Here is a 20,491-nt window from a genome sequence, read left to right as displayed (position 1 = left end):
AGGGAACTGAGAATGCCACGCAGCCTTAAGAAGGGCCCGTTCGTCGATGAGCACCTCCTCGCGAAGGTCGATGCACAGAACGAGAAGGGCACCAAGCAGGTCATTAAGACCTGGTCTCGCCGCTCCACGATTCTCCCCGATTTCATCGGCCACACCTTCGCCGTTCACGACGGTCGCAAGCACGTGCCGGTGTTCGTGGATGACTCTATGGTCGGCCACAAGCTGGGCGAATTCGCCCCGACCAAGACCTTCAAGGGTCACGTCAAGGATGACAAGAAGGGACGTCGATAAGCCATGAGCAACGACATTACTTCTGCACGCGCAACTGCGCGCTTCGTCCGCGTTACTCCGATGAAGGCACGTCGCGTCCTGGACACCGTTCGCGGTAAGTCCGTCGACGAGGCACTGAACATCCTGGAGTACGCTCCGCAGGGTGCTGCTGATCCGGTCGCCAAGGTTGTTGCGTCTGCAGCTGCAAACGCTGAGAACAACTTCGGCCTGGACCGTCGTACTCTGGTCATCTCCGAGGCTTACGCCAACGAGGGACCGACCATGAAGCGCTTCCGCCCGCGTGCGCAGGGCCGTGCTTTCCACGTCCGCAAGCGCACCAGCCACATCACCGTGGTCGTCGAGAGCCAGAAGGAAGGTGACCGATAGTGGGACAGAAGATCCATCCACACGGTCTTCGCCTCGGTATTTCCAGCGACTGGAAGTCCCGCTGGTACGCCGACAAGCAGTACGCTGACTACCTGGCCGAGGACATCAAGATCCGCGATCTGCTGTCCACCGGTCTTGAGCGCGCCGGCATCTCCGATGTCGTTATCGAGCGCACCCGTGATCGCGTGCGTGTGGACATCCACACCGCACGCCCGGGCATTGTTATCGGTCGTCGTGGCTCCGAGGCTGACCGCATCCGCGGCCAGCTCGAGAAGCTCACCGGCAAGCAGGTTCAGCTGAACATCCTCGAGGTCAAGAACATTGACGCGGATGCGAAGCTGGTCGCTCAGTCCATCGCTGAGCAGCTCGCCAACCGTGTCGCTTTCCGTCGTGCAATGCGCAAGGCTATCCAGTCTGCAATGCGTCAGCCGCACGTCAAGGGCATCAAGGTTGTCTGCTCCGGTCGTCTCGGCGGTGCCGAGATGGGCCGCACCGAGCGCTACCACGAGGGTCGCGTTCCGCTGCACACCCTGCGTGCGGAGATCGACTACGGCACCCACGAGGCTCACACCACCTTCGGCCGCATTGGCGTCAAGGTGTGGATCTACAAGGGTGACGTGATCGGTGGCCGTCGCGAGTCCGAGATCAACGCCGGCAACGACCGCCAGCGTCGCGGCAACGACCGTCCGCGTCGTGGTGGCAAGCGTCGTCAGCGTGCATCTGAGAAGAAGGAGGGCTAATTCATGCTCATCCCGAAGCGCGTTAAGTTCCGTCGCCAGCACCGCCCGACCCGTTCTGGTATGTCCAAGGGCGGCAACAAGGTGACTTTCGGTGACTACGGTCTCCAGGCTCTCGAGCCGGCCTACATCACCAACCGTCAGATTGAGGCAGCGCGTATTGCCATCAACCGCCACGTCAAGCGTGGTGGTAAGGTCTGGATCCAGATTTTCCCGGACCGTCCGCTGACCCAGAAGCCACTGGGTGTTCGTATGGGTTCCGGTAAGGGCCCGGTCGAGAAGTGGATTGCAAACGTCAAGCCGGGTCGCATCATGTTCGAGATGTCCTACCCGGACGAGGCAACTGCTGTCGAGGCACTGAAGCGCGCAGGCGCTAAGCTGCCGATTAAGACCCGAATCGTTCGGAAGGAGGATCAGTACTGATGTCGAACGGCATTCCCGCCCACGAGCTTCGCTCGCTGGATAACGATGACCTGGTTGCCAAGCTCAAGGAGTCTAAGGAGGAGCTGTTCAACCTCCGTTTCCAGAGCGCTACCGGTCAGCTGACCAACAACCGCCGTCTCCGCACTGTCCGCAAGGATATTGCTCGCATTTACACCGTTATGCGTGAGCGCGAGCTCGGCCTGTCTGCTGCACCAACCGATGGTGATGCAGCATGAGTGAGGAAAACATGAACACCACCGAGGCTGGCGCACGCAAGGTGCGCACCGGTTACGTCGTGTCCGACAAGATGCAGAAGACCATCGTCGTCGAGCTCGAGGACCGCAAGCAGCACGCCCTGTACGGCAAGATCATGCGCACGAACTCTAAGGTCAAGGCGCACGACGAGAACGAAGAGGCTGGCGTGGGCGACCGCGTCCGCATCGAAGAGTGCCGTCCGCTCTCCAAGGACAAGCACTACCGCCTGATCGAGATCATCGAGAAGGCTAAGTAAGACCCGTCAGCTGAGCAATCAGCTCGGGCTTTACGACGAGAACCCCGTCGCGGGAAACACGAAAGTGTTTTCTGTGGCGGGGTTTTGTTTTTTTAGAAAGCCATGTTCCTTTGTATTTCTAGTCCGCTCAGTCCAGGTTTGATGGGTTTTTATCTCTGATAGCATTGGCCAGGATTTGTGCTTTGTGAGGGGAGAAGTTCGGTGACTACTGACGTGACCAGGATTGATGATCGAGATCTTGAGTCCGCGCTTCGCTCACATGACGTGGCTACGCTGTCGCGGCTCTTAACTGATATTGAACCCAAGGCTGCCGCTCGAAAGATGCGCCGCCTCAGCCATGGGGAACGTGCGCTGTTCTACCGCACACTGCCGAAAGACACGGCGGTTGAAACCTTCGATGAGCTGAACTCGGCTCTGCAGGCGCACCTGATTGACAGCCTCCGTGATCCTGAAGTCACCGCAGTTTTCGCGGAGATGGAACCGGACGATCGAGCAGAGCTGCTCGACGAGCTTCCTGCGTCTGTCGCTGCAAAACTGCTTGCCGATCTGCCGGATGATGAGCGAGAGCTAACCAACATCGTCCTCGGCTACCCCGACGGTTCCATTGGGCGTCGGATGAGCCCGGAGCTGGTGTCGCTTCACGACGATATGACGGTGGGGGAGGCTCTGGAGACCGTCTACAAGCATCTGGATGATGCCGAATCCATCTACACGCTGCCGGTGTCGAACCGGAACCGTCGGCTGGTGGGCGTGGTTAGCCTTCGTGAACTGATGCGCGCCAGCAGTGATATCCATGTTGCGGCTATCTTGCGGAAGGCTGATTACGCAGAAGCTACCGAACTCGAAGAGAAGGTAGCCCGCATGTGCGCTGATCGTAAGCGCCTAGCTCTGCCGATTGTCGACAGCGAGCGGCGTGTTATCGGTCTGCTCACGGTGGACGACGCCCTCCGGATTCTGGAAGAGGCAGACTCCGAGGACCAAGCTCGTATTTCCGGTTCTGAGCCTCTGCGCTTGCCCTATCTCGCGACGCCCATTTTCGAGATTGTTCGCTCTCGTGTGGTGTGGCTGCTCGTGCTTGCTATCGGTGCGACATTGACCGTGCAAGTCCTGGAAACTTTCGAAGAGACTCTTTCTCAGATGGTGGTTCTCTCGGTATTCGTGCCGCTGCTGATCGGTACAGGTGGCAATACCGGTAACCAGGCAGCAACCACGATTACGCGTGCGTTGGCGCTGGGGGATGTCCAACCCCGCGATATATTCAAAGTCATTCTCCGCGAGGTGAGAGTCGGTGCCTTCCTCGGTCTATTGCTTGGTACTCTCGGCCTGCTATTGGCTGGCTTGGTTTACGGCTGGGACATCGGCCTAGTGATTGGCCTGACGCTGCTGGGTATTTGTACTCTCGCGGCAACTGTCGGTGGCATCATGCCGCTGATTGGTAAGAAGTTCGGCATTGACCCAGCCGTCTTCGCTAACCCGTTCATTACAACTCTCGTCGATGCCTCCGGTCTAATCATCTACTTCCTGATCGCTAAGTCAGTATTGGGAATCTAGTCCCGTCGCGCAGGGGACGTCGGCGGTATAGAAAAGAGACCAACTGCGCCATAATGGTGGCCATGAGCAATGGCACCCACAATCACCGCACTTGGAAAGAAATTATCGCCGCCGATCCGCAGCATTCCCGCCGCTACGCCAACCGCTGGCGGGGATTCGTGCGCGAGGGCCGCGATATTGACGGCGAGGCGCGGTTGGTGGATGCAATGGCGCCACGCCACGCTCGAATCCTGGATGCCGGCTGTGGGCAGGGGCGCGTCGGCGGTTACCTGGCGAAGGCTAGTCATCGAGTCGTCGGTGTCGATGTCGACCCCTATCTCATCGACGAGGCAAAGCGACAGTTCCCGGATGCGACGTGGTTGGTAGGGGACTTGGCGCAATTGCCGCATGTGCTTGACGACGGGCTGGAGAACACACCCCACGATGACACGGCATCCGCCTTCGACGTCATCATTTGCCCCGGCAATGTGCTCACTTTCGTAGCGCCAGAAGACCGCGCGAAGGTACTGCAGGGCTTCGCGAAGATGCTGAATCCGGAGAACGGTCGTGCCATTATCGGCTTCGGCGCTGGCCGTGGTTGGGACTTTGCCGATTTTGAAACCACTGCGCAGAAGGCTGGGCTCACCGTGATTCAGCGTTATTCCACGTGGGATCTTCGTCCCTTTGACGATGAGTCTCAGTTCCTGGTTGCAGTGCTTGAGCGAGCTAAATAGAGCGGACTAAGTAGTGCCGCCTAGGAATCCTTGGCCAGCAGTTCCTCGACTTCGGTTTTCGTCGGCGGCTGAGCTCCCTTACGGGAGACAGTAATGGCAGCCGCGGCGGTCGCATAGTGCAGAATCTCGCGCCACTGATCTGGTGATACGGAAGTCAGGTCAGCGACTGTTAGGCCACGCTTGTCGAACTGTGCCAACAGCGCGCCCATAATTGTGTCCCCAGCACCGATGGTGTCAACGACATTCGCGTTGACGGCTGGGACATCGATGCGGTTTCCGTCGGCAAGCAAAGTGAGCCCATCGCCACCTCGGGTGATGACGGCGGCCGGAACTTTAGTCAGCGCCTCTTCGCCAAGGAACTCGACTTCCTCGTCCGAGAGCTTCAACAAATTGACGTAGGGGAGCAAGCTCATGAGGAATTCGCGGTGTGCATCCGTTGCGTAAATGGGGCGAATATTTGGATCCAAAGCGACCAGGGTGCCATTGGCCGCGAACTGTTTGAGCAATTCCGCGTACCGGCTGGCACCTGGTTCTAGCGCCAGTGACAGGGTGCCGAAGCATGCGATATTCGCATCGATGTGCTTCGGCTCCACCAACGGGGTGGCCGTGCCGTCGGTGTAAAAGGTGTACGTTGCAGAGCGATCGTCGTGGATGGTGGTTACCGCCAGAATGGTCGGCTCTGGGCCACGCTGAACGTAAGAGGTGTCGACCCCTTCGTTTTCCAAGTGCTTGACCAGCTCATTTCCGAAACCATCCGTGGACAGGCGGGACTGGAAAATAACATCCGCACCGAGGCGAGAGGCCGTAACCGCGACGTTGTAGGGGCCTCCGCCTAGCGCCGGCACGTGGTTATTGAGGCTGCCAGGAGATACCGGAACGAGGTCAACCAGACCTTCGCCGCAAACACAAATAGCCATGACTTCAATAATATCGGGGGGAGGGGTATGACCTATCGGTCGAATTACCATCTGTCACCGCCGCAGGGCCGACTGAATGACCCGAATGGCCTTTTCGTGGACGGCGAGACACTGCATGTGTCTACCAGCATGATCCATGCTTTCCACATGCGTCGAAGAGAACTGGGTGGGGGCATGCGTCCGCGTCGCTCACGACAGCCGAGCGGTGGCGTCATCATCCAGATGCGCTGTATCCGGACATGCCCTATGACAAGCATGGTTGTTATTCGGGCGGCGCGGCTGTTGATGGCGATGATGTGTGGCTCTTTTATACCGGAAACTTGAAGGCAGACGGACGCCGTATACCATCGCAGAATCGGGTGCGCGCGCTTGCTCCCTCCGGCCCGGAGGGTGGGATTCATCTTGCCGATTCTGGTTATCTCATGGATTCTGGCAACGATTGAGAAGTTCTTCCATAAGCGTCTCAAGGGCACTGTCGACTTTATGCTGACACCACTGTTGACGTTGCTCATCACTGGTTTCATCACCTTTGCCGCCATTGGTCCAGTACTGCGCACTGCAGGTGAATGGCTGGGTATTGGTCTGGCGAATCTGTACGAATTCGCGGGACCTGTGGGTGGCTTCTTGTTCGGCTTGGTCTACTCGCCAATTGTCATCACTGGTCTGCACCAGTCCTTCCCTCCAATCGAGTACATGCTGTGGGATCAGGGCGGCTCGTTCATTTTCGCGACGGCATCGATGGCCAATATCGCTCAAGGTGGTGCCGCACTGGCGGTGTACTTCCTGGCCAAGAGCGAGAAGCTCAAGAGGTTGGCAGGCGCCTCCGGTATGTCGGCGCTATTCGGTATTACCGAGCCGGCCATCTTCGGTGTGAACCTACGTTTGCGCTGGCCGTTTTACATCGGCATGGGTGCCTCGGCCATTGCCTCAACCATGAAGGATGAGCCGAAGTCAGAAACTGCTGCTGCACCTGCTGGTACCGGAGAAAAGAAGTAAATCTGCCTCTCTTCGACGGTGAATCGCAGTTCCTGGTTGCAGCGCCTAAGGGGGGTAGGGCGCTGTGACCGTCGTAAAGCGGTTGCGATTCCGCGTCAGCCTGTCGTTATTCTTTTATGCGAATAACTGCAATTAACGGCACGCAGGGAAAGGCTTCGGCGGTGATGCTATACGAAACGCTGGATACGGCTGGCGACAAGAAACAGGAACTGTTGACGCAGGACTACGGACGATTTGCCGTGCGAGCGGTCCTGGCGGGTATGTACCTGACGCTCGGGACGGCATTTGCTGCGGTGGCCGGGCAAGTAGCAGAGGGCGTCGCGCCGGGGACTGGGGGACTGGTTTTTGCGTGCCTATTCGGGGTTGGACTGTTCGCCATTGTGGTGCTCGGTGCAGAGCTGGCGACCGGCAGCATGATGTTTGTGTCCTGGTCCGCCGCACGCGGACGCATGGCGTGGGGAGTGGCCTTTCGAATGGTGGCCGTCGCTACGTTCTACAACTTCATCGGTGCGGCGATTGTGGCGCTGGTGCTCAGCCAGAGCGCCAAGCTCGGTGGGATCGATGACACACATCTGATTTCCACCTTGACTGAGGGGAAGCTGGCCAAGCCGTTCTTCGGCGCTTTCGTAGAGGCCATGGGTGCGAACTTCGTGGTCAATATGGCTGTCCTAGGTGCACTTCAAGCCAAAGAAATCATTTCGAAGTTCGCTGTGATTCTGCCGATCATTGCAGTGTTCGTCGGGCTCGGACTCGAGCACGTGATTGCGAACTTCTCGTTGTTTTCCTTGGCCTTTTTCGCTGATCCGCATCCTGCAGGCTTCGATGGTCTGCACATTACTGTTAACTGGGTGGCCGTGTGGCTGGGCAACTTCGTAGGTGGTGGCCTGGGAATCGGCGCGGTCTACGCCTGGTTGAACCAGACGAAGACCAGCTATGTTGACTAGTTTTTGAGCTTCGTCGCGTGCTAACCGGCCGCCTATCTGACGTCCTAACCGACAGCCTGCCCGAAGAGCAGACCGACGAAGTAGGAAACAATCAAACCGAGCGCACCACCAATTACCAGGCGCAGAGCAGCCTTGCCGGAGTGCGTGGAGCTGAGCTTGGCGCTGATGTAGCCGGTCAGGGCCAGAGTCACGATGGTGACAACGGTGACTGCGATTGCGCCAGAGGTGGGGCCGGTGAAAATCAGTGCCGCAATCATTGGCAGGATGGCGCCGAGCAGGAACGACAGTGCCGAAGAACCGGCAGCAGCCCAGGGGTTGGTAAGTTCCTCACCGTCAATGCCCAATTCCAGCTTTAGGTGAGCCGCCAGCGGATCGCTTTGTGCGATGCCGTGGGCAGCATCTTCGGCGATATGTTCTGGGATACCGTAGCTAGAGAGAATCCCCACGAGCTCTTTATGCTCTTCATCTGGAAAGTCTTTAAGCTCGGCCTTTTCTTTGGCAATGAGTGCTCGCTCGGTATCGCGCTGGGTTGAAACCGAAACGTATTCACCCAGAGCCATCGAGATAGCACCAGCGATAACGGCCGCGGCGCCAGCAGTCAGAATAGCTTCGCGAGAGGAACCTGCTGCAATCACGCTGAGCAAGATTAGAGCAGTGGAGACGATACCGTCGTTGGCTCCGAGGACTCCGGCGCGAAGCCAGTTGAGCTTCGCCGTCTCAGATGCCTTATGTGGTTCATGAGGATGTATGTGCGTGGTCATGGCAGGACCTTTCTCCCATGTCAGCCCCATGCCTACGGGTGGTACGAGGCCTCACCATCGATTTAATGCCGATTCGGACACATTCTCAACCAGTGAAGTGAAACGCGGGGAGTCCTCTCGCGCGCGTAGCTCTTATGGAAGTCGGTGTGAGCGTTTGTGGAGGTCGGCGCGCGTCAATGTCAACACCGCGGTCAGTGCAATCAATGCACAGGTCAACATCGAAATAGCCATCGAGAGGGGAAGATTGGAACCAAGCCCCACCAACGGGGAAACCGTGGCGGCCGCGAGGAACTGTGTGAAGCCCATGAGACCGGAACCTGAGCCAATTCCGATATCTCGAACCTCCTCAATTCCGAGTGCCGTGGCATTGGCGAAGATTAGCGGCATCATCGGTACCGTAATGAACAGCAACAGCCAAGTAGTGAAGAAGGTAATCCCGACGAGGGCATTAATAATCAGGCCTATCGACGCCACGAGCATGACCGTAAGGGCAACTAAAATGCCTTTGCGGGGATGAAGCCGGTTGATCATCTTGCCGTTGAGGATTGACACAAATGTCAACATCGCTGCATTGGATGCGAACACGAGAGAAAACTGAGTAGGGGTTAGCCCCAGCAGCTCCTGGAAGATAAAGGGTGACGCAGCGATATAGGAAAACATCACCGAGAAGCCACCAGCGAAAGCCAACAAGTAGCCGACAAATACTGGCCGCCGCAGCAGCCTGCCAATATTGGGCAGGAGATTGCGCAGAGCGCCTGTGGAGCGTCGCTCAGGCGGCAGGGTTTCCGGAACCATCAGGATCACAATCGCGACCATCGCGACGTTGATGGCTGCGAGAAACCAGAACACGCTGCGCCAGCCGAATGCGGGGCCTAGAAAACCGCCCACAAGGGGAGCGATTGCCGGGGCGATGGAGGAAATGCCCATCAGCGTGGAGAAAGCTCTCGCTGATGCCTTGCCCGTCAAGAGGTCTGGTACTACAGAACGAGCCAGAACAACTGTGGAGCCACCAGCTAACCCCTGGAACAGGCGCATTGCAATAAGCGTGCCAATATTCGGTGCTACTGCACAGAGGATTGACGAGCTCAAGAACACCAAAGTGGCAATGAGAAGCAGCTTCTTGCGGCCCAAACTATCGGAGAGAGCGCCAATGACGAGCTGTCCAGCAGCCATGCCAATCATGAAGGTTGTCAGCGTGAGCTGAACCATCGACTCGGTCGTGGAGAACTCGCGTGCAATCTCCACGAAGGATGCCAGATATGTATCTGCGCCGAACGGGGCGGCGGCGGATAACAAGGCCAACCCGGCAAGTAGCGATACCGGCAGCGTCTGTGCTGGCTGTGTCTGAGCGTTCCCGGAATGTTGATTTGTCACTGTCTCAGTATAGGGTTGCCGCAGAAGGCATAAACCATGTTGGGGGCATGAAACTAAGGGATTTTGTTGTCCCGCACGAACGTGCCATAATACACAGGTTGCGCGAAGCGACTGCGTGCTGCTCTCAACGGTCTAGAACCGTAGTAAGCACGAGGTCAAAGCGATAGGAAAGCTACCTCTAGCAGGTGCTTCCGTCGTAAAGCGTAAACGCAAGACATAAAGACCGCGTGCGTTTAGGACGGAAATCTGACGCACAATGCAACCAGGTCAGGAGAAACGCAGTGATTCAGCAGGAATCCCGTCTGCGCGTTGCCGACAACACTGGTGCACGTGAAATTCTGTGCATCCGCGTTCTCGGTGGCTCGACCCGACGCTTCGCTGGCATTGGCGACACCATTGTCGCAACTGTCAAGGAAGCTACTCCGGGCGGCAACGTCAAGGCAGGCGAAATTGTTAAGGCAGTTATCGTCCGTGCGAAGAAGGAGACCCGTCGTCCGGATGGCTCCTACATCTCGTTCGACGAGAATGCAGCTGTCATCATCAAGGCCGACGGTGAGCCAAAGGGCACCCGTATTTTCGGCCCGGTCGCGCGTGAGCTGCGTGACAAGAAGTTCATGAAGATTGTCTCGCTCGCACCGGAGGTGATTTAAGTGAAGATCCGTAAGGGCGATACCGTGCTGGTTATCTCCGGTCCGGACAAGGGTGCTCAGGGCAAGGTCATCGAGGCCTACCCGAAGCGCGACAAGGTCCTGGTCGAGGGCGTTAACCGTATCAAGAAGCACGTTGCAAACTCCGCTGCGGAGCGCGGCGCTTCCTCGGGTGGCATTGTCACTCAGGAAGCTCCGATTCACGTGTCGAACGTCATGCTGGTCGACGAAGATGGTACCCCGACTCGCGTCGGTTACCGCTTCGATGAGGACGGCAAGAAGGTTCGCATCTCCCGCCGTACCGGGAAGGACATCTAAGCATGAGCGAAAATTACACCCCTCGTCTGAAGGCCCGTTACCGCGATGAGATTCGCGGCAAGATGCAGGAAGAGTTCTCCTACGAGAACGTCATGCAGATTCCGGGCGTCACCAAGGTCGTCGTCAACATGGGCGTCGGCGCTGCTGCTCAGGACAAGAAGCAGATCAACGGTGCTATCAACGACCTGACTCTGATCACCGGTCAGAAGCCGGAGACCCGTCGTGCTCGCAAGTCGATCGCTAACTTCAAGCTTCGTGAAGGCGACGCCATCGGCGCTCGCGTCACCCTGCGTGGCGACCGTATGTGGGAGTTCCTGGATCGTCTGCTGACCGTGGCTCTGCCGCGAATCCGCGACTTCCGCGGTCTGTCTGATCAGCAGTTCGATGGTCACGGTAACTACACCTTCGGCCTGTCTGAGCAGACCATGTTCTACGAGATCGACGTTGACAAGATCGATCGCCCGCGCGGTATGGACATCACCGTCGTGACCACCGCTACCAACAACGAGGAAGGCCGCGCGCTGCTGCGCGAGCTGGGCTTCCCGTTCAAGAAGTAGTTTTGCCTCTTCGGTAGCTTTTGCCTAAAGCTCCGGATGCCGCTTGGCCTCCGGGGCTTTTTGCTGCTCTGTTAACTGCTTATGTTCGTGGGGGAGTGAGGTCGCTGTGCGGGGCCTGCGTAAAAGTTACCAGTGTTGCTGGTGGGAAAGTTGACCCTTTTTGGGGGTTGGAAATTAGTAAAGCCACAAGGTTTCTCAGTTGAAAGTTAGGCGTTTGTGATGATTTCGTTGTAAACTGCCATTCGTCATAGTGACGGCCGCCAAAATGCATTGTGGTCGTTATCAATTTGGGCAAGACTTAAGTGACTTCAGCTTCTGTGTGATTGAGCCAGTGGTTCTACACAGAGCGGTTCTTAAGTTAAAACGCAAAGGGATTAACTACATGAAGAACTTCTCCGTGGCCGTCCGCTCGGCTGCTATTGCAACTGTTGCGGCTCTGGGTCTGAGCTTGGGTGCAGGTGCTGCCAACGCACAGCCGGCACTGCCGGAAATGCCGAACATTCCGATTCCGGGTATCGGCGACACCGGCCCGAAGGGCGTCAAGCAAATCGTTACCTTCGGTGACTCCTTCACCGCTAATGCCGGTAAGGGCGGCCCGCGTGGACTGGCGCCGGGACAGAACGCACTGGTCGCTAACTGCGCTACCGACATGGAAAACTGGCCGAAGATTGCAGCTTCGAAGCTGAACAAGTCCCTGGGTGACTGGTCCTGTAACGGTCTTGGCGGCTTCCCGGGTCAGCTCCTCGCATACCTGGAGGCTTCCATCCAGTACGGCGACATCGGAGAGGGCACCGAGAAGGTTGTCCTGATGTACGGCGGCATGGACTGGGTCCAGTGGGTTGACGTGGCAGGCGAGCTTGTCGCAAAGCCGGATCCCCAGGCTCCATCCGCGTTCAAGCAGACGCTGCGTCAGTTCACTGACCGCGTCCACCAGGTTGCCCCGGGCGCTCAGGTCGTCCTGGCGTCGTACCCTGAGTACGCCACTGATGATCAGCTGTGCCTGGTGAACACCTCGGACCAGACCTTCCCGATCCCGGCACCGGGTGCCAGCGAGATCCAGGGTGCATTCCGTGACAGCATTCGCTCCGCATCTCACCACGTAGGTGCCGGCTTCATTGACGTCTACGAGGCAACCCTCGGCCACGGTACCTGCAACCCGAACCCGGATGAGCGCTTCGTCGCCGGTTTCGCAGACCCGGTGATGGGTCCGATGACCAACCATCCGACGGTGGCTGGTGAAAAGGCAATGGGTAACATCATCGCCGACCAGCTCTACTAATTTCCTCTAGCCGGCGCCATGTCGGCTAGGAATTGAGTTCCACTGTTAATTGGTGGGGCTTCACGCCGCGAGCGGACTAACGTCCGTCTGCGGCGTTTTTGCATTTCGGCCTGTATTTGTTAGTATCACCAGGTCTGCCCTCTATAAGAGGTGCGGCAGTAAAAATGTAAGAACTTTGCTGTAGGCCCCTCGCCTCGCATCGTCTCTGGCGTCACCTGGGTGGCGAGCTGACTCGGCTATTGAACCGAGTTGGCGAACAGTAGCCCTTAAATCGCCGGAATCACGATATTGGTAGTCGCTCCATCTTAAGCTTTTGCCGTGTGACAGTTGCTGTTTGTGCGGTCATTGGAGTTAGCCACGAGGTGGGAAGGAACCGCAGCGAGAAAGGAAGCGGTCACTAACCATGACCATGACTGACCCAATCGCCGACATGCTGTCGCGCGTGCGCAACGCTAACAACGCGTACCACGACTCTGTCTCGATGCCGTCGTCCAAGCTGAAGGCTAACATCGCCGAGATCCTCAAGTCTGAGGGTTACATTGCGGACTACGCAGTCGAGGATGCCAAGGTCGGCAAGACCCTGACCCTGAACCTGAAGTACGGCCCGTCCCGCGAGCGTTCAATCGCTGGCGTGCGTCGCGTCTCCAAGCCGGGTCTGCGTGTTTACGCAAAGTCCACTAACCTGCCGAAGGTCCTCGGTGGCCTGGGCGTGGCTATCATCTCCACGTCTCAGGGCCTGCTGACTGACCGTCAGGCTTACGAGAAGAAGGTTGGCGGGGAAGTCCTCGCTTACGTCTGGTAAAGGGGGAACTACACAATGTCTCGTATTGGTAAGAACCCTGTCGTTGTCCCGGCAAATGTTACTGCACAGGTCAACGGCCAGGACGTTTCCGTCAAGGGCCCGAAGGGCGAGCTGTCTGTCTCTATCCCGGCTCCAATTACCGTTGAGCTGAAGGACAATGAGATTGTGGTCAACCGCCCGGATGACCACCGCAAGAGCCGCTCCCTGCACGGTCTGTCCCGTTCGCTGATTAACAATATGGTTGTCGGTGTGACCGAGGGCTACACCATCAAGATGGAAATCTTCGGTGTCGGTTACCGTGTCGCCAAGAAGGGCAAGGACCTCGAGTTCTCCCTGGGCTACTCGCACCCAGTCCTGATCGAAGCACCGGAAGGTATCACCTTCGATGTCGACGGCACCACCAAGCTGTCGATCACAGGTATTGATAAGCAGCAGGTCGGACAGCTCGCAGCTAACATCCGTCGTCTGCGTAAGGATGATCCTTACAAGGGCAAGGGCATTCGTTACGATGGCGAGCAGATCCGTCGCAAGATCGGAAAGACGGGTAAGTAATGAGCAACACCAACGAAAAGCGCCTCCCGGTAGGCAAGGACATCTCGACTCGTCGTCGTGTCGCCCGCGCCCGCCGTCACGCACGCTTGCGCAAGAACGTCCGCGGCACCTCCGAGGCACCGCGCCTCGTCGTGCACCGCTCTTCCCGCCACATCACCGCTCAGGTTATCGACGATTCTATCGGTCGTACCCTGGCAGCTGCTTCCACTCTGGACGCAGATCTCCGTGGCTTCGAGGGCGACAAGAAGGCCAAGAGCGCCAAGGTCGGCGAGTTGATTGCTGCTCGCGCTAAGGATGCTGGCATCGAGAAGGTCGTTTTCGACCGCGGTGGCTACCAGTACCACGGCCGCGTTGCTGCTCTGGCCGAGGCTGCCCGTGAAGGTGGTCTGAAGTTCTAATGCGCACTTACAAGTCCAACGGAAGGAATGCGTGATGTCGGAACGCGATAAGCGCGAAGGCGGACGTAACTCCGCTGACAACAAGAACAACAACCGTCGTGGTGGCCGCGGTAACGACCGTCGCCAGCAGGACGAGCGTTCGCAGTACATCGAGCGCGTAGTAACTATCAACCGAGTTTCCAAGGTCGTCAAGGGTGGTCGTCGCTTCAGCTTCACCGCTCTGGTCATCGTCGGTGACGGCGAGGGCATGGTCGGCGTCGGCTACGGCAAGGCCAAGGAAGTACCGGCAGCTATCCAGAAGGGTGCTGAAGAGGCTCGTAAGAACTTCTTCCGCGTCCCGATGATTGCTGGCACCATCACCCACCCGGTTCAGGGTGAGACCGCTGCTGGCATCGTGCTGCTGCGCCCGGCTGCTCCGGGTACCGGTCTGATTGCCGGCGGCGCTGTCCGCCCGGTTCTCGAGTGCGCCGGTGTTCAGGATGTTCTGTCCAAGTCGCTGGGTACCAACAACTCCATCAACGTTGTTCACGCAACCGTTGATGCTCTCAAGCAGCTGGTTCGCCCTGAAGAGGTCGCCGCACGTCGTGGCAAGTCCCTCGAAGAGGTCACCCCAGCACGTATGCTGCGCGCACGCGCAGGTCAGGGAGCGTGATTTCCATGGCACTGAAGATTACCCAGGTCCGTGGTACCGCTGGTACCAAGCAGAACCAGAAGGATTCGCTGCGCACCCTCGGCCTGAAGCGCATCAACGATTCCGCCGTTCGCCCGGATACTCCGGCTGTGCGCGGTCTCGTGAACGTTGTGCGTCACCTAGTCGAGGTTGAAGAAGTAGCGGGGGAGTAGGTAAACCATGAGCGAACCAATTAAGCTCCACGACTTGGCCCCGGCTCCGGGAGCTAAGAAGAAGAAGACTCGCGTCGGCCGTGGTGAGGCTTCCAAGGGTAAGACCGCTGGTCGCGGCACCAAGGGCACCAAGGCCCGCAAGCAGGTTTCGGCAGCATTCGAGGGTGGCCAGATGCCACTTCACATGCGTCTGCCGAAGTTGAAGGGCTTCAAGAACCCGGCGAAGGTCACCTTCCAGGTGGTCAACGTTTCGGATCTGGAGCGTCTGTTCCCGAACGGTGGCGACGTCACCATCGCCGACCTGGTTGCAAAGGGCGCTGTCCGCGCTAACCAGCCGGTGAAGGTCCTCGGCGACGGCGACATCAACGTCTCCGTCAACGTCACCGCAACCAAGTTCTCGGGCTCCGCAAAGTCCAAGATCGAGGCTGCAGGCGGCTCTGTCACTGAGGCCTAAAGCATTCAAGCTTTAACAAGAGAGCTCTTAACCCGCGTGGTTAGGAGCTCTCGTTGTATTAAGAGGGGAAGGGGAGAGAGCAGCGCGAACCGCTGGCTTACAGCAGGCCGGTATTGCGCAGAGCCCGCTCCAGTTGGTCGATGTCAGCGTCCGTATGGAGCGCGGTAATGGTCAATCGCAACATTGCCTCACCACGGGGGACCGTCGGAAAGCGAATTGCAGGTATGAACACGCCTAGCTCCGCTAACTGTGCTGAGGTGTCCATCGCTACGGTCTCGTCCCCGACGGGCAGCGGGATGATTGCAGATGCGGGGTCTGACTGCGCGCCAACCAGGGAGCGGACGCGCGCAATATTACGTTGCAATCGCTTGACGACGTCCCCAACCTCCAACTGCTTCAACGCTGCGCGGATAGCTGCGACAGAACCAGCGTTCATGGACGTTGAGTACACGAAGCTGCGGGCTTGATTGCGTAGTAGTTCGCCAACTGGTGCCGAGCAGAGAACGTATCCTCCTTCGACACCGAGAGCCTTGCTCGCGGTGCCGACCACAATGTCCGGGCGGATGCCCAGGTGCGCTGCAGTGCCACGACCTTGTTCTCCGATAACGCCGACGCCGTGGGCGTCGTCAAGCATCAGCCATGCGTTGCGACGGTGACAGGTGCGCTCGAGTGCCGGGCCGTCGATGACCTCGCCTGACATAGAGAACACGGAGTCGGAGATGACAAGTTTGTGGCGGGCGCTGGATGTTGCGAGGAGACGGTCGAGCGTCTGATAGTCAGCGTGCGGAAAGACCGTGACTTTAGCCCGGGCATTGCGGCATCCGTCAATGATGGAAGCATGGTTGGCGGCGTCGGAGAAGATTTCAACGTCGGCGGTGGCGATGGCTGCGATGGTTGAGTGGTTCGCCTGGTAGCCAGTCGCAAAGAGAACGGCATCGTCGAAACCGAAGAACTGCGCGAGTTCACTTTCAAGTGCGCTGTGGATGCTCGTGCCGGTGGTCAGGCGAGAGCCGCCGGACCCGGTGCCGAAATGCCCAATTGCCTCGATGGCAGCTGAGACGAGTTCAGGGTGCGTGGACAGGCCGAGGTAGTCCGAAGAAGAAAACAATAGATAGTCGGCTCCGTCAATTCGGCTGTGCGGTAGTTGTGCAGTTTCGAAAGTGCGCAGTGTGCGGGCTAGTCCTGCACCGGCCCAGGCCGTGTTCCTTTGGGCGGCGATTGCTGAGAGGTCGCTGCTGAGGCCGGTGGTGTCCGTCGAGGAGCAGGCGTCAGCTGGGAGCTCGATATAGACCGGCGTGTTCTCCAGGTAATCGATCAACTCGGGGATATCGGTGCCGGGTTCAACGATAAAAATGCGAGTACCGAGAGTGCTGCCGTGGTCCTTGATATTGGGGATACGGTGAAAGATTCCGTCCAGTGCGAGATAGCCACGCGTGTAAAAGGGATCGTCGGAGAGGCAGATTTCTGCGACGATGCCCGGGGCGCTGTGAACCTTGGATGCGAGGATGAGCGCCTCGTGAAAATGGTCCTTGGCACAGTCCTTGCTGGGGTGTGAGATGGCATCAAAAGTGGAAACCCGTACACCGCGGGCTGGGTTTGGGTCGAGCCGCTCACCGGAGGAGGCATCGATAAGAGCGGCGCCGCGAAGACCCGTGAGTGAATAGGCCATCTCGACGGCGATATCGGCGGCCTCTATACCTGCAGCGTGTAGGCGTTGAGTAATGAGCTTGCGGGCGTCCCCAGGGCTGGAGTTCGACTCTAGAAAGGGGACTAACGCCGGCACGGTGCTGATGGTCGACTCTTCGATCTTGTCCACAGTGATGTGAATTGTGTCGGGACGACCCTTGTCGTGGTGAAGTGCACGGCTAGCCATAGCAGAAGCCAGCTGAGGTAGTTCGACGGCCGGTGCAAGACGCTCAGCGCCAGAGATATGGCAGCCATCGGCGCTGGATCGCATGCGGATGCTGTAGGTACTCACAGAGCAAAACTTTAACACTGTTCAAGTTTTGTCTGGGAAAATTGGGTGAGGCACAGTGAGGGGGCGTGGGCTCAGAGGGGAGGGGGCGCTGGGATCGTCGTCAAGCGAAAAGAGGTGATTGGCGGGGCGCTGTACTAACGGTGATATGGAGGTGTATTGCGACGATGTGGAGAAACGCTGGTAGACTCACTACGTCAAATACTGTCAATTAAAGGTTTGAGGAATACGTCATCCGCGTTGCTTAACTAAAACGGGAGACTACTGGCGGATAAGCGGGTAAGTCTTTCGGGAAAAGCGTGGGAGAAGCGGATTTCTTGACCTCGGGAGGATGCACGTGGCTTCCGGTCTCATTGCGGCGTTGCGCGATCCCGATTTGCGTAAGAAGATCTTCTTCACTCTGACGATGATCATTCTGTACCGAATCGGCTCGCAGATTCCAACCCCTGGTATCGACTACCAGTTGGTCAACGCGCAGCTCGAGCAGATTTCGAAAGATCAGTCCAGCGTTTACTCGCTGATTAACCTGTTCTCAGGTGGCGCTCTGCTGCAGATGGCGATTTTCGGCATCGGCATTATGCCGTACATTACGGCCTCGATTATCGTCCAGCTGCTCACGGTGGTGATTCCACACTTCGAGCAGTTGAAGAAGGAAGGGCAGTCGGGTCAGACAAAGATGACCCAGTACACCCGCTACCTCACAGTGGCGTTGGCGTTGCTGCAGTCTGCAGGCATTGTGGCCATGGCAGACCGAGGTGCCCTGCTGGGTGGCTCGCAGTCGCTGCTGGTTAAGGATGCGGGTGTCTTTGACCTCGTGGTGATGGTCGTTGTGATGACCTCCGGTGCCGTGCTGGTCATGTGGATGGGTGAGCTCATCACTGACCGAGGCGTCGGCAACGGTATGTCGCTGCTGATTTTCTCCGGTATCGCCGCTGGTATGCCGGCGCAGGGAGCGAACATTCTGCGCTCCACCACCGGTGTCGTGTTCGCCACCGTGATTGTTGCCGTGCTGATTCTCATCATCGGCGTTATTTTCATTGAGCAGGGACAGCGCCGTATTCCGGTGCAGTACGCAAAGCGCATGGTTGGTCGTCGCCAGTACGGCGGATCTTCCACCTACCTGCCGCTGAAGGTGAACCAGGCCGGTGTTATCCCTGTCATCTTCGCGTCCTCTCTGATTTACGTGCCGGTTCTGATTACCCAGATTGTTCAGTCCGGTCAGTCGAATCCGAACATGGACAACTGGTGGCAGCGCAATGTCATTCAGTACCTGCTGGCGCCGTCCAGTTGGCAGTACATTCTGCTGTTCTTCCTGATGATCATCTTCTTCTCCTTCTTCTACACCTCCGTGCAGTACGACCCGCACGAGCAGGCGGAGAACATGAAGAAATACGGTGGATTCATTCCGGGCTTCCGCCCGGGACGTCCGACTGCTGAATACCTGTCCTACGTCCTGATTCGCCTGCTGACTGTCGGCTCGCTGTACCTGGCGCTGATTGCTGTTCTGCCAAATGTCGCTCTTGATATGGGGCTTGGCGACGCGAACTCCGGTACAGGCGGTATGTTTGGAGGTACAGCCCTGCTGATTCTGGTCAGTGTTGCGCTGACGACGGTCAAGCAGGTTGAAAGCCAAATGATGCAACGTAACTACGAAGGGTTCTTGAAGTAATGCGACTCGTACTTGTAGGTCCTCCCGGTGCAGGCAAGGGCACTCAGGCAGCTATCCTCTCGGAGAAGCTCGGTGTCCCGCACATCTCCACCGGTGACCTGTTTCGCGCAAACATCGGTGAAGGCACTCCGCTCGGCATTGAGGCGAAGTCCTACATCGACGCCGGCAACCTTGTTCCGGACGACGTGACTGTGCGTATGGTCGAGTCCCGTCTGAATGAGGACGACGCTGCCAAGGGGTTCCTGTTGGATGGCTTCCCACGCACTGTTGGTCAGGCAGAAGAGCTGAAGCGTCTGCTGTCCAACCTCGGCACTGAGCTGGATGCGGTCGTACAGTTCGACGTTTCTGAGGATGTCGTCGTCGAGCGCATGCTGGCCCGTGGTCGCGCAGACGACACTGAAGAGGTCATCCGCAACCGCATGCATGTGTACACCAATGAGACCGCTCCTTTGCTGGATTACTACTCGGAGAAGATCATCAAGATTGCCGCTGAGGGATCCGTTGAGGAGATTAACGAGCGCACGATGGCTGAGCTGGAGAAGCTGAACTAGGCTCCTGGCACACCGGGTAACTAGACGCTCTAGCTTTTTCGCTGGCTGGGGCCGATGGGTTTGCCGGTTGTAGATGGTTGTTGAAGCCGCCCTTTCGAACCGTTGAGGTTTGGAAGGGCGGCTTTTGTGTGTGGCTGTTGGGGCTGGGGTGGGGCGGGGGGGGGCAGCCGATAGTGAGGGCTACTGGAAGTCCTGAATGATTTCGTCGATAAGTGGCTGTGCGGCCTCGGCGCCAATATTCGCGAAAACGAACTCTTGGTAGATGCGGTTATCCTCGTCGATAACCATAACGAAAGGGGACCCCTTGCTGATGCCGCTAAATGCGTGCTTGCCGGGTAGCTCGTATGGTGCGTAGTTTTCGACGGACTCAGCCTTTTCGTTAATGCGCTCGACAGTGGCCGGGTCCTCGGCCGTACTGAGCATTGCGGTGCCACCGTCGCCAACTGCCATTACGCAGGTGAAGCCATGTACGCTCTCGCTGCCAAAAATGACGGGTTTAGAGTCATCCGACTCGACGCAGCTGCCAATCGCCTCCTTAATTGCATCAGGTGTGAAGTTTTGAATCGACTCAGGCAGTGCAGAGGCGCCCATGAAACCCGAGGTGCTTCCAGGGGCCTCCGGCGATTCCGTGGCAGGGGAAGTGGAGGGGACAGTCGGCGCTGGCGACGGTTCGGGGTTGCTTGAGCATGCGCCAATCAGGAAAAGCGAGCTGGCAGCAATAACAACGCCCGCAGTCTGCGCGGACTTCAACAGTGAATGCATGCCAGTTATCGTAGGGCAGCTCATCTTTGGGTGTAAATTTCTCGGAAGTAGCAGCGATCCGAGCGGCGCCCTCGTAGGTGGCGGGGTGCGGCTAGCCGGT

General features: G+C 58.0%; 26 protein-coding genes and 3 pseudogenes. 23 read left to right on the top strand and 6 right to left on the bottom strand.

What is annotated here, in order from left to right; all coding sequences use genetic code 11:
- Window positions 1-12: 12 nt before the first annotated feature.
- The 8 genes from rpsS (at window position 13) to CRD13_RS04710 (ending at window position 4,592) form a co-directional block, all read left to right on the top strand.
- Window positions 13-291 (top strand): 30S ribosomal protein S19, encoded by a 279-nt coding sequence (rpsS, locus tag CRD13_RS04745; protein ID WP_005509882.1) that lies wholly within the window; start codon window positions 13-15, stop codon window positions 289-291.
- A gap of 3 nt (window positions 292-294) precedes the next feature.
- Window positions 295-657: a 50S ribosomal protein L22 gene (gene rplV, locus CRD13_RS04740; RefSeq protein WP_005509775.1), complete on the top strand. Its 363-nt coding sequence runs from the start codon at window positions 295-297 to the stop codon at window positions 655-657.
- Window positions 657-1,397 (top strand): 30S ribosomal protein S3, encoded by a 741-nt coding sequence (gene rpsC / locus CRD13_RS04735; RefSeq protein WP_016422058.1) that lies wholly within the window; start codon window positions 657-659, stop codon window positions 1,395-1,397. The genes rplV and rpsC overlap by 1 nt, the downstream gene beginning before the upstream one ends.
- Window positions 1,398-1,400: 3 nt before the next feature.
- The gene (gene rplP, locus CRD13_RS04730) at window positions 1,401-1,817 is read left to right on the top strand and encodes a 50S ribosomal protein L16 (protein ID WP_070438081.1); all 417 of its coding nucleotides are present in this window, start codon (window positions 1,401-1,403) and stop codon (window positions 1,815-1,817) included.
- Window positions 1,817-2,053, top strand: coding sequence for a 50S ribosomal protein L29 (gene rpmC, locus CRD13_RS04725; RefSeq protein WP_005509851.1), 237 nt, complete (start codon window positions 1,817-1,819; stop codon window positions 2,051-2,053). Before rplP ends, rpmC begins: the two co-directional genes overlap by 1 nt.
- Window positions 2,050-2,328, top strand: a complete 279-nt coding sequence (gene rpsQ / locus CRD13_RS04720) for a 30S ribosomal protein S17 (RefSeq protein ID WP_042388398.1) — start codon at window positions 2,050-2,052, stop codon at window positions 2,326-2,328. The genes rpmC and rpsQ overlap by 4 nt, the downstream gene beginning before the upstream one ends.
- Before the next feature lie 201 nt (window positions 2,329-2,529).
- Complete coding sequence (mgtE, locus tag CRD13_RS04715) at window positions 2,530-3,879, top strand: magnesium transporter (RefSeq protein WP_016422061.1); 1,350 nt, start codon at window positions 2,530-2,532, stop codon at window positions 3,877-3,879.
- A 53-nt stretch (window positions 3,880-3,932) separates the two neighbouring features.
- Window positions 3,933-4,592, top strand: a complete 660-nt coding sequence (locus tag CRD13_RS04710; RefSeq protein WP_083280606.1) for a bifunctional 2-polyprenyl-6-hydroxyphenol methylase/3-demethylubiquinol 3-O-methyltransferase UbiG — start codon at window positions 3,933-3,935, stop codon at window positions 4,590-4,592.
- 20 nt (window positions 4,593-4,612) lie between these two features.
- Here the strand turns inward: CRD13_RS04710 and CRD13_RS04705 are convergent, their stop codons facing one another.
- On the bottom strand, window positions 4,613-5,509 hold the full coding sequence (locus tag CRD13_RS04705) for a carbohydrate kinase (RefSeq protein ID WP_049193222.1): 897 nt from the start codon (window positions 5,507-5,509) through the stop codon (window positions 4,613-4,615).
- Between the two features lie 27 nt (window positions 5,510-5,536).
- On the opposite strand from CRD13_RS04705, the pseudogene CRD13_RS04700 reads away from it, so the two are divergent.
- The 3 genes and pseudogenes from CRD13_RS04700 to CRD13_RS04690 form a co-directional block, all read left to right on the top strand.
- Window positions 5,537-5,919, top strand: a pseudogene (locus tag CRD13_RS04700) (glycoside hydrolase family 32 protein); the annotation flags it as partial.
- Window positions 5,903-6,445 (top strand): annotated as a pseudogene (locus CRD13_RS04695) (PTS transporter subunit EIIC); the annotation flags it as partial. The pseudogenes CRD13_RS04700 and CRD13_RS04695, both read left to right, overlap by 17 nt.
- A gap of 221 nt (window positions 6,446-6,666) precedes the next feature.
- Window positions 6,667-7,449, top strand: a complete 783-nt coding sequence (locus CRD13_RS04690; protein ID WP_370549601.1) for a formate/nitrite transporter family protein — start codon at window positions 6,667-6,669, stop codon at window positions 7,447-7,449.
- 44 nt (window positions 7,450-7,493) lie between these two features.
- Here CRD13_RS04690 and CRD13_RS04685 read toward each other — a convergent pair whose 3' ends face one another.
- Both CRD13_RS04685 and CRD13_RS04680 read right to left on the bottom strand, forming a co-directional pair.
- On the bottom strand, window positions 7,494-8,210 hold the full coding sequence (locus CRD13_RS04685) for a VIT family protein (RefSeq protein ID WP_049193225.1): 717 nt from the start codon (window positions 8,208-8,210) through the stop codon (window positions 7,494-7,496).
- A 132-nt stretch (window positions 8,211-8,342) separates the two neighbouring features.
- Window positions 8,343-9,584, bottom strand: a complete 1,242-nt coding sequence (locus tag CRD13_RS04680; RefSeq protein WP_370549599.1) for a multidrug effflux MFS transporter — start codon at window positions 9,582-9,584, stop codon at window positions 8,343-8,345.
- 281 nt (window positions 9,585-9,865) lie between these two features.
- On the opposite strand from CRD13_RS04680, the gene rplN reads away from it, so the two are divergent.
- The 10 genes from rplN to rplO all read left to right on the top strand — a co-directional run bounded on the left by rplN (window position 9,866) and on the right by rplO (window position 15,434).
- Window positions 9,866-10,234: a 50S ribosomal protein L14 gene (rplN, locus tag CRD13_RS04675; protein WP_016422069.1), complete on the top strand. Its 369-nt coding sequence runs from the start codon at window positions 9,866-9,868 to the stop codon at window positions 10,232-10,234.
- Window positions 10,235-10,549 (top strand): 50S ribosomal protein L24, encoded by a 315-nt coding sequence (gene rplX, locus CRD13_RS04670; protein WP_005509963.1) that lies wholly within the window; start codon window positions 10,235-10,237, stop codon window positions 10,547-10,549. It abuts the gene before it with no gap.
- A gap of 2 nt (window positions 10,550-10,551) precedes the next feature.
- Window positions 10,552-11,106 (top strand): 50S ribosomal protein L5, encoded by a 555-nt coding sequence (rplE, locus tag CRD13_RS04665; RefSeq protein WP_005509901.1) that lies wholly within the window; start codon window positions 10,552-10,554, stop codon window positions 11,104-11,106.
- A 382-nt stretch (window positions 11,107-11,488) separates the two neighbouring features.
- Window positions 11,489-12,385 carry a GDSL-type esterase/lipase family protein gene (locus CRD13_RS04660; RefSeq protein WP_049170004.1) on the top strand — a complete coding sequence of 299 codons (897 nt, stop codon included), beginning with the start codon at window positions 11,489-11,491 and terminating at the stop codon, window positions 12,383-12,385.
- A 403-nt stretch (window positions 12,386-12,788) separates the two neighbouring features.
- Window positions 12,789-13,187, top strand: coding sequence for a 30S ribosomal protein S8 (gene rpsH / locus CRD13_RS04655; protein ID WP_005509822.1), 399 nt, complete (start codon window positions 12,789-12,791; stop codon window positions 13,185-13,187).
- A gap of 15 nt (window positions 13,188-13,202) precedes the next feature.
- The gene (gene rplF, locus CRD13_RS04650) at window positions 13,203-13,739 is read left to right on the top strand and encodes a 50S ribosomal protein L6 (protein WP_005509895.1); all 537 of its coding nucleotides are present in this window, start codon (window positions 13,203-13,205) and stop codon (window positions 13,737-13,739) included.
- Window positions 13,739-14,137, top strand: a complete 399-nt coding sequence (gene rplR, locus CRD13_RS04645; protein ID WP_005510009.1) for a 50S ribosomal protein L18 — start codon at window positions 13,739-13,741, stop codon at window positions 14,135-14,137. Before rplF ends, rplR begins: the two co-directional genes overlap by 1 nt.
- A gap of 34 nt (window positions 14,138-14,171) precedes the next feature.
- On the top strand, window positions 14,172-14,789 hold the full coding sequence (gene rpsE, locus CRD13_RS04640; protein ID WP_005510059.1) for a 30S ribosomal protein S5: 618 nt from the start codon (window positions 14,172-14,174) through the stop codon (window positions 14,787-14,789).
- A 5-nt stretch (window positions 14,790-14,794) separates the two neighbouring features.
- Window positions 14,795-14,980 carry a 50S ribosomal protein L30 gene (gene rpmD, locus CRD13_RS04635; protein ID WP_005509843.1) on the top strand — a complete coding sequence of 62 codons (186 nt, stop codon included), beginning with the start codon at window positions 14,795-14,797 and terminating at the stop codon, window positions 14,978-14,980.
- A gap of 7 nt (window positions 14,981-14,987) precedes the next feature.
- Entirely contained in the window at window positions 14,988-15,434 is a 447-nt protein-coding gene (gene rplO / locus CRD13_RS04630; protein ID WP_016422071.1) for a 50S ribosomal protein L15, read from the top strand.
- A gap of 97 nt (window positions 15,435-15,531) precedes the next feature.
- Here the strand turns inward: rplO and CRD13_RS11145 are convergent, their stop codons facing one another.
- Window positions 15,532-16,719 carry an aminotransferase class I/II-fold pyridoxal phosphate-dependent enzyme gene (locus CRD13_RS11145; protein ID WP_370549607.1) on the bottom strand — a complete coding sequence of 396 codons (1,188 nt, stop codon included), beginning with the start codon at window positions 16,717-16,719 and terminating at the stop codon, window positions 15,532-15,534.
- Between the two features lie 9 nt (window positions 16,720-16,728).
- Window positions 16,729-17,391 (bottom strand): annotated as a pseudogene (locus CRD13_RS11140) (6-carboxyhexanoate--CoA ligase); the annotation flags it as partial.
- Window positions 17,392-17,746: 355 nt separating this feature from the next.
- On the opposite strand from CRD13_RS11140, the gene secY reads away from it, so the two are divergent.
- Together secY and CRD13_RS04615 are read left to right on the top strand one after the other, a co-directional pair.
- On the top strand, window positions 17,747-19,078 hold the full coding sequence (gene secY / locus CRD13_RS04620) for a preprotein translocase subunit SecY (protein WP_088611995.1): 1,332 nt from the start codon (window positions 17,747-17,749) through the stop codon (window positions 19,076-19,078).
- Window positions 19,078-19,629 carry an adenylate kinase gene (locus CRD13_RS04615; protein ID WP_005509947.1) on the top strand — a complete coding sequence of 184 codons (552 nt, stop codon included), beginning with the start codon at window positions 19,078-19,080 and terminating at the stop codon, window positions 19,627-19,629. The genes secY and CRD13_RS04615 overlap by 1 nt, the downstream gene beginning before the upstream one ends.
- Before the next feature lie 180 nt (window positions 19,630-19,809).
- Here CRD13_RS04615 and CRD13_RS04610 read toward each other — a convergent pair whose 3' ends face one another.
- Window positions 19,810-20,391, bottom strand: coding sequence for a hypothetical protein (locus CRD13_RS04610; protein ID WP_070429843.1), 582 nt, complete (start codon window positions 20,389-20,391; stop codon window positions 19,810-19,812).
- Window positions 20,392-20,491 lie beyond the last annotated feature (100 nt).

Source organism: Corynebacterium sp. LK26, from assembly GCF_014335085.1.
Taxonomy (GTDB): domain Bacteria; phylum Actinomycetota; class Actinomycetes; order Mycobacteriales; family Mycobacteriaceae; genus Corynebacterium; species Corynebacterium jeikeium_D.
Note: the sequence above shows the minus strand (reverse complement) of the source record. Positions and strands in the feature narration are given on the sequence as shown.

Coding starts and splice junctions, on each gene's coding strand:
- rpsS (WP_005509882.1), top strand. CDS start 13: ATGCCACGCAGCCTTAAGAAGGGCCCGTTCGTCGATGAGCACCTCCTC.
- rplV (WP_005509775.1), top strand. CDS start 295: ATGAGCAACGACATTACTTCTGCACGCGCAACTGCGCGCTTCGTCCGC.
- rplP (WP_070438081.1), top strand. CDS start 1,401: ATGCTCATCCCGAAGCGCGTTAAGTTCCGTCGCCAGCACCGCCCGACC.
- rpmC (WP_005509851.1), top strand. CDS start 1,817: ATGTCGAACGGCATTCCCGCCCACGAGCTTCGCTCGCTGGATAACGAT.
- rpsQ (WP_042388398.1), top strand. CDS start 2,050: ATGAGTGAGGAAAACATGAACACCACCGAGGCTGGCGCACGCAAGGTG.
- CRD13_RS04710 (WP_083280606.1), top strand. CDS start 3,933: ATGGTGGCCATGAGCAATGGCACCCACAATCACCGCACTTGGAAAGAA.
- CRD13_RS04705 (WP_049193222.1), bottom strand. CDS start 5,509: ATGGCTATTTGTGTTTGCGGCGAAGGTCTGGTTGACCTCGTTCCGGTA.
- CRD13_RS04685 (WP_049193225.1), bottom strand. CDS start 8,210: ATGACCACGCACATACATCCTCATGAACCACATAAGGCATCTGAGACG.
- rplE (WP_005509901.1), top strand. CDS start 10,552: ATGAGCGAAAATTACACCCCTCGTCTGAAGGCCCGTTACCGCGATGAG.
- CRD13_RS04660 (WP_049170004.1), top strand. CDS start 11,489: ATGAAGAACTTCTCCGTGGCCGTCCGCTCGGCTGCTATTGCAACTGTT.
- rpsH (WP_005509822.1), top strand. CDS start 12,789: ATGACCATGACTGACCCAATCGCCGACATGCTGTCGCGCGTGCGCAAC.
- rplF (WP_005509895.1), top strand. CDS start 13,203: ATGTCTCGTATTGGTAAGAACCCTGTCGTTGTCCCGGCAAATGTTACT.
- rplR (WP_005510009.1), top strand. CDS start 13,739: ATGAGCAACACCAACGAAAAGCGCCTCCCGGTAGGCAAGGACATCTCG.
- rpsE (WP_005510059.1), top strand. CDS start 14,172: ATGTCGGAACGCGATAAGCGCGAAGGCGGACGTAACTCCGCTGACAAC.
- rpmD (WP_005509843.1), top strand. CDS start 14,795: ATGGCACTGAAGATTACCCAGGTCCGTGGTACCGCTGGTACCAAGCAG.
- rplO (WP_016422071.1), top strand. CDS start 14,988: ATGAGCGAACCAATTAAGCTCCACGACTTGGCCCCGGCTCCGGGAGCT.
- CRD13_RS04615 (WP_005509947.1), top strand. CDS start 19,078: ATGCGACTCGTACTTGTAGGTCCTCCCGGTGCAGGCAAGGGCACTCAG.
- CRD13_RS04610 (WP_070429843.1), bottom strand. CDS start 20,391: ATGCATTCACTGTTGAAGTCCGCGCAGACTGCGGGCGTTGTTATTGCT.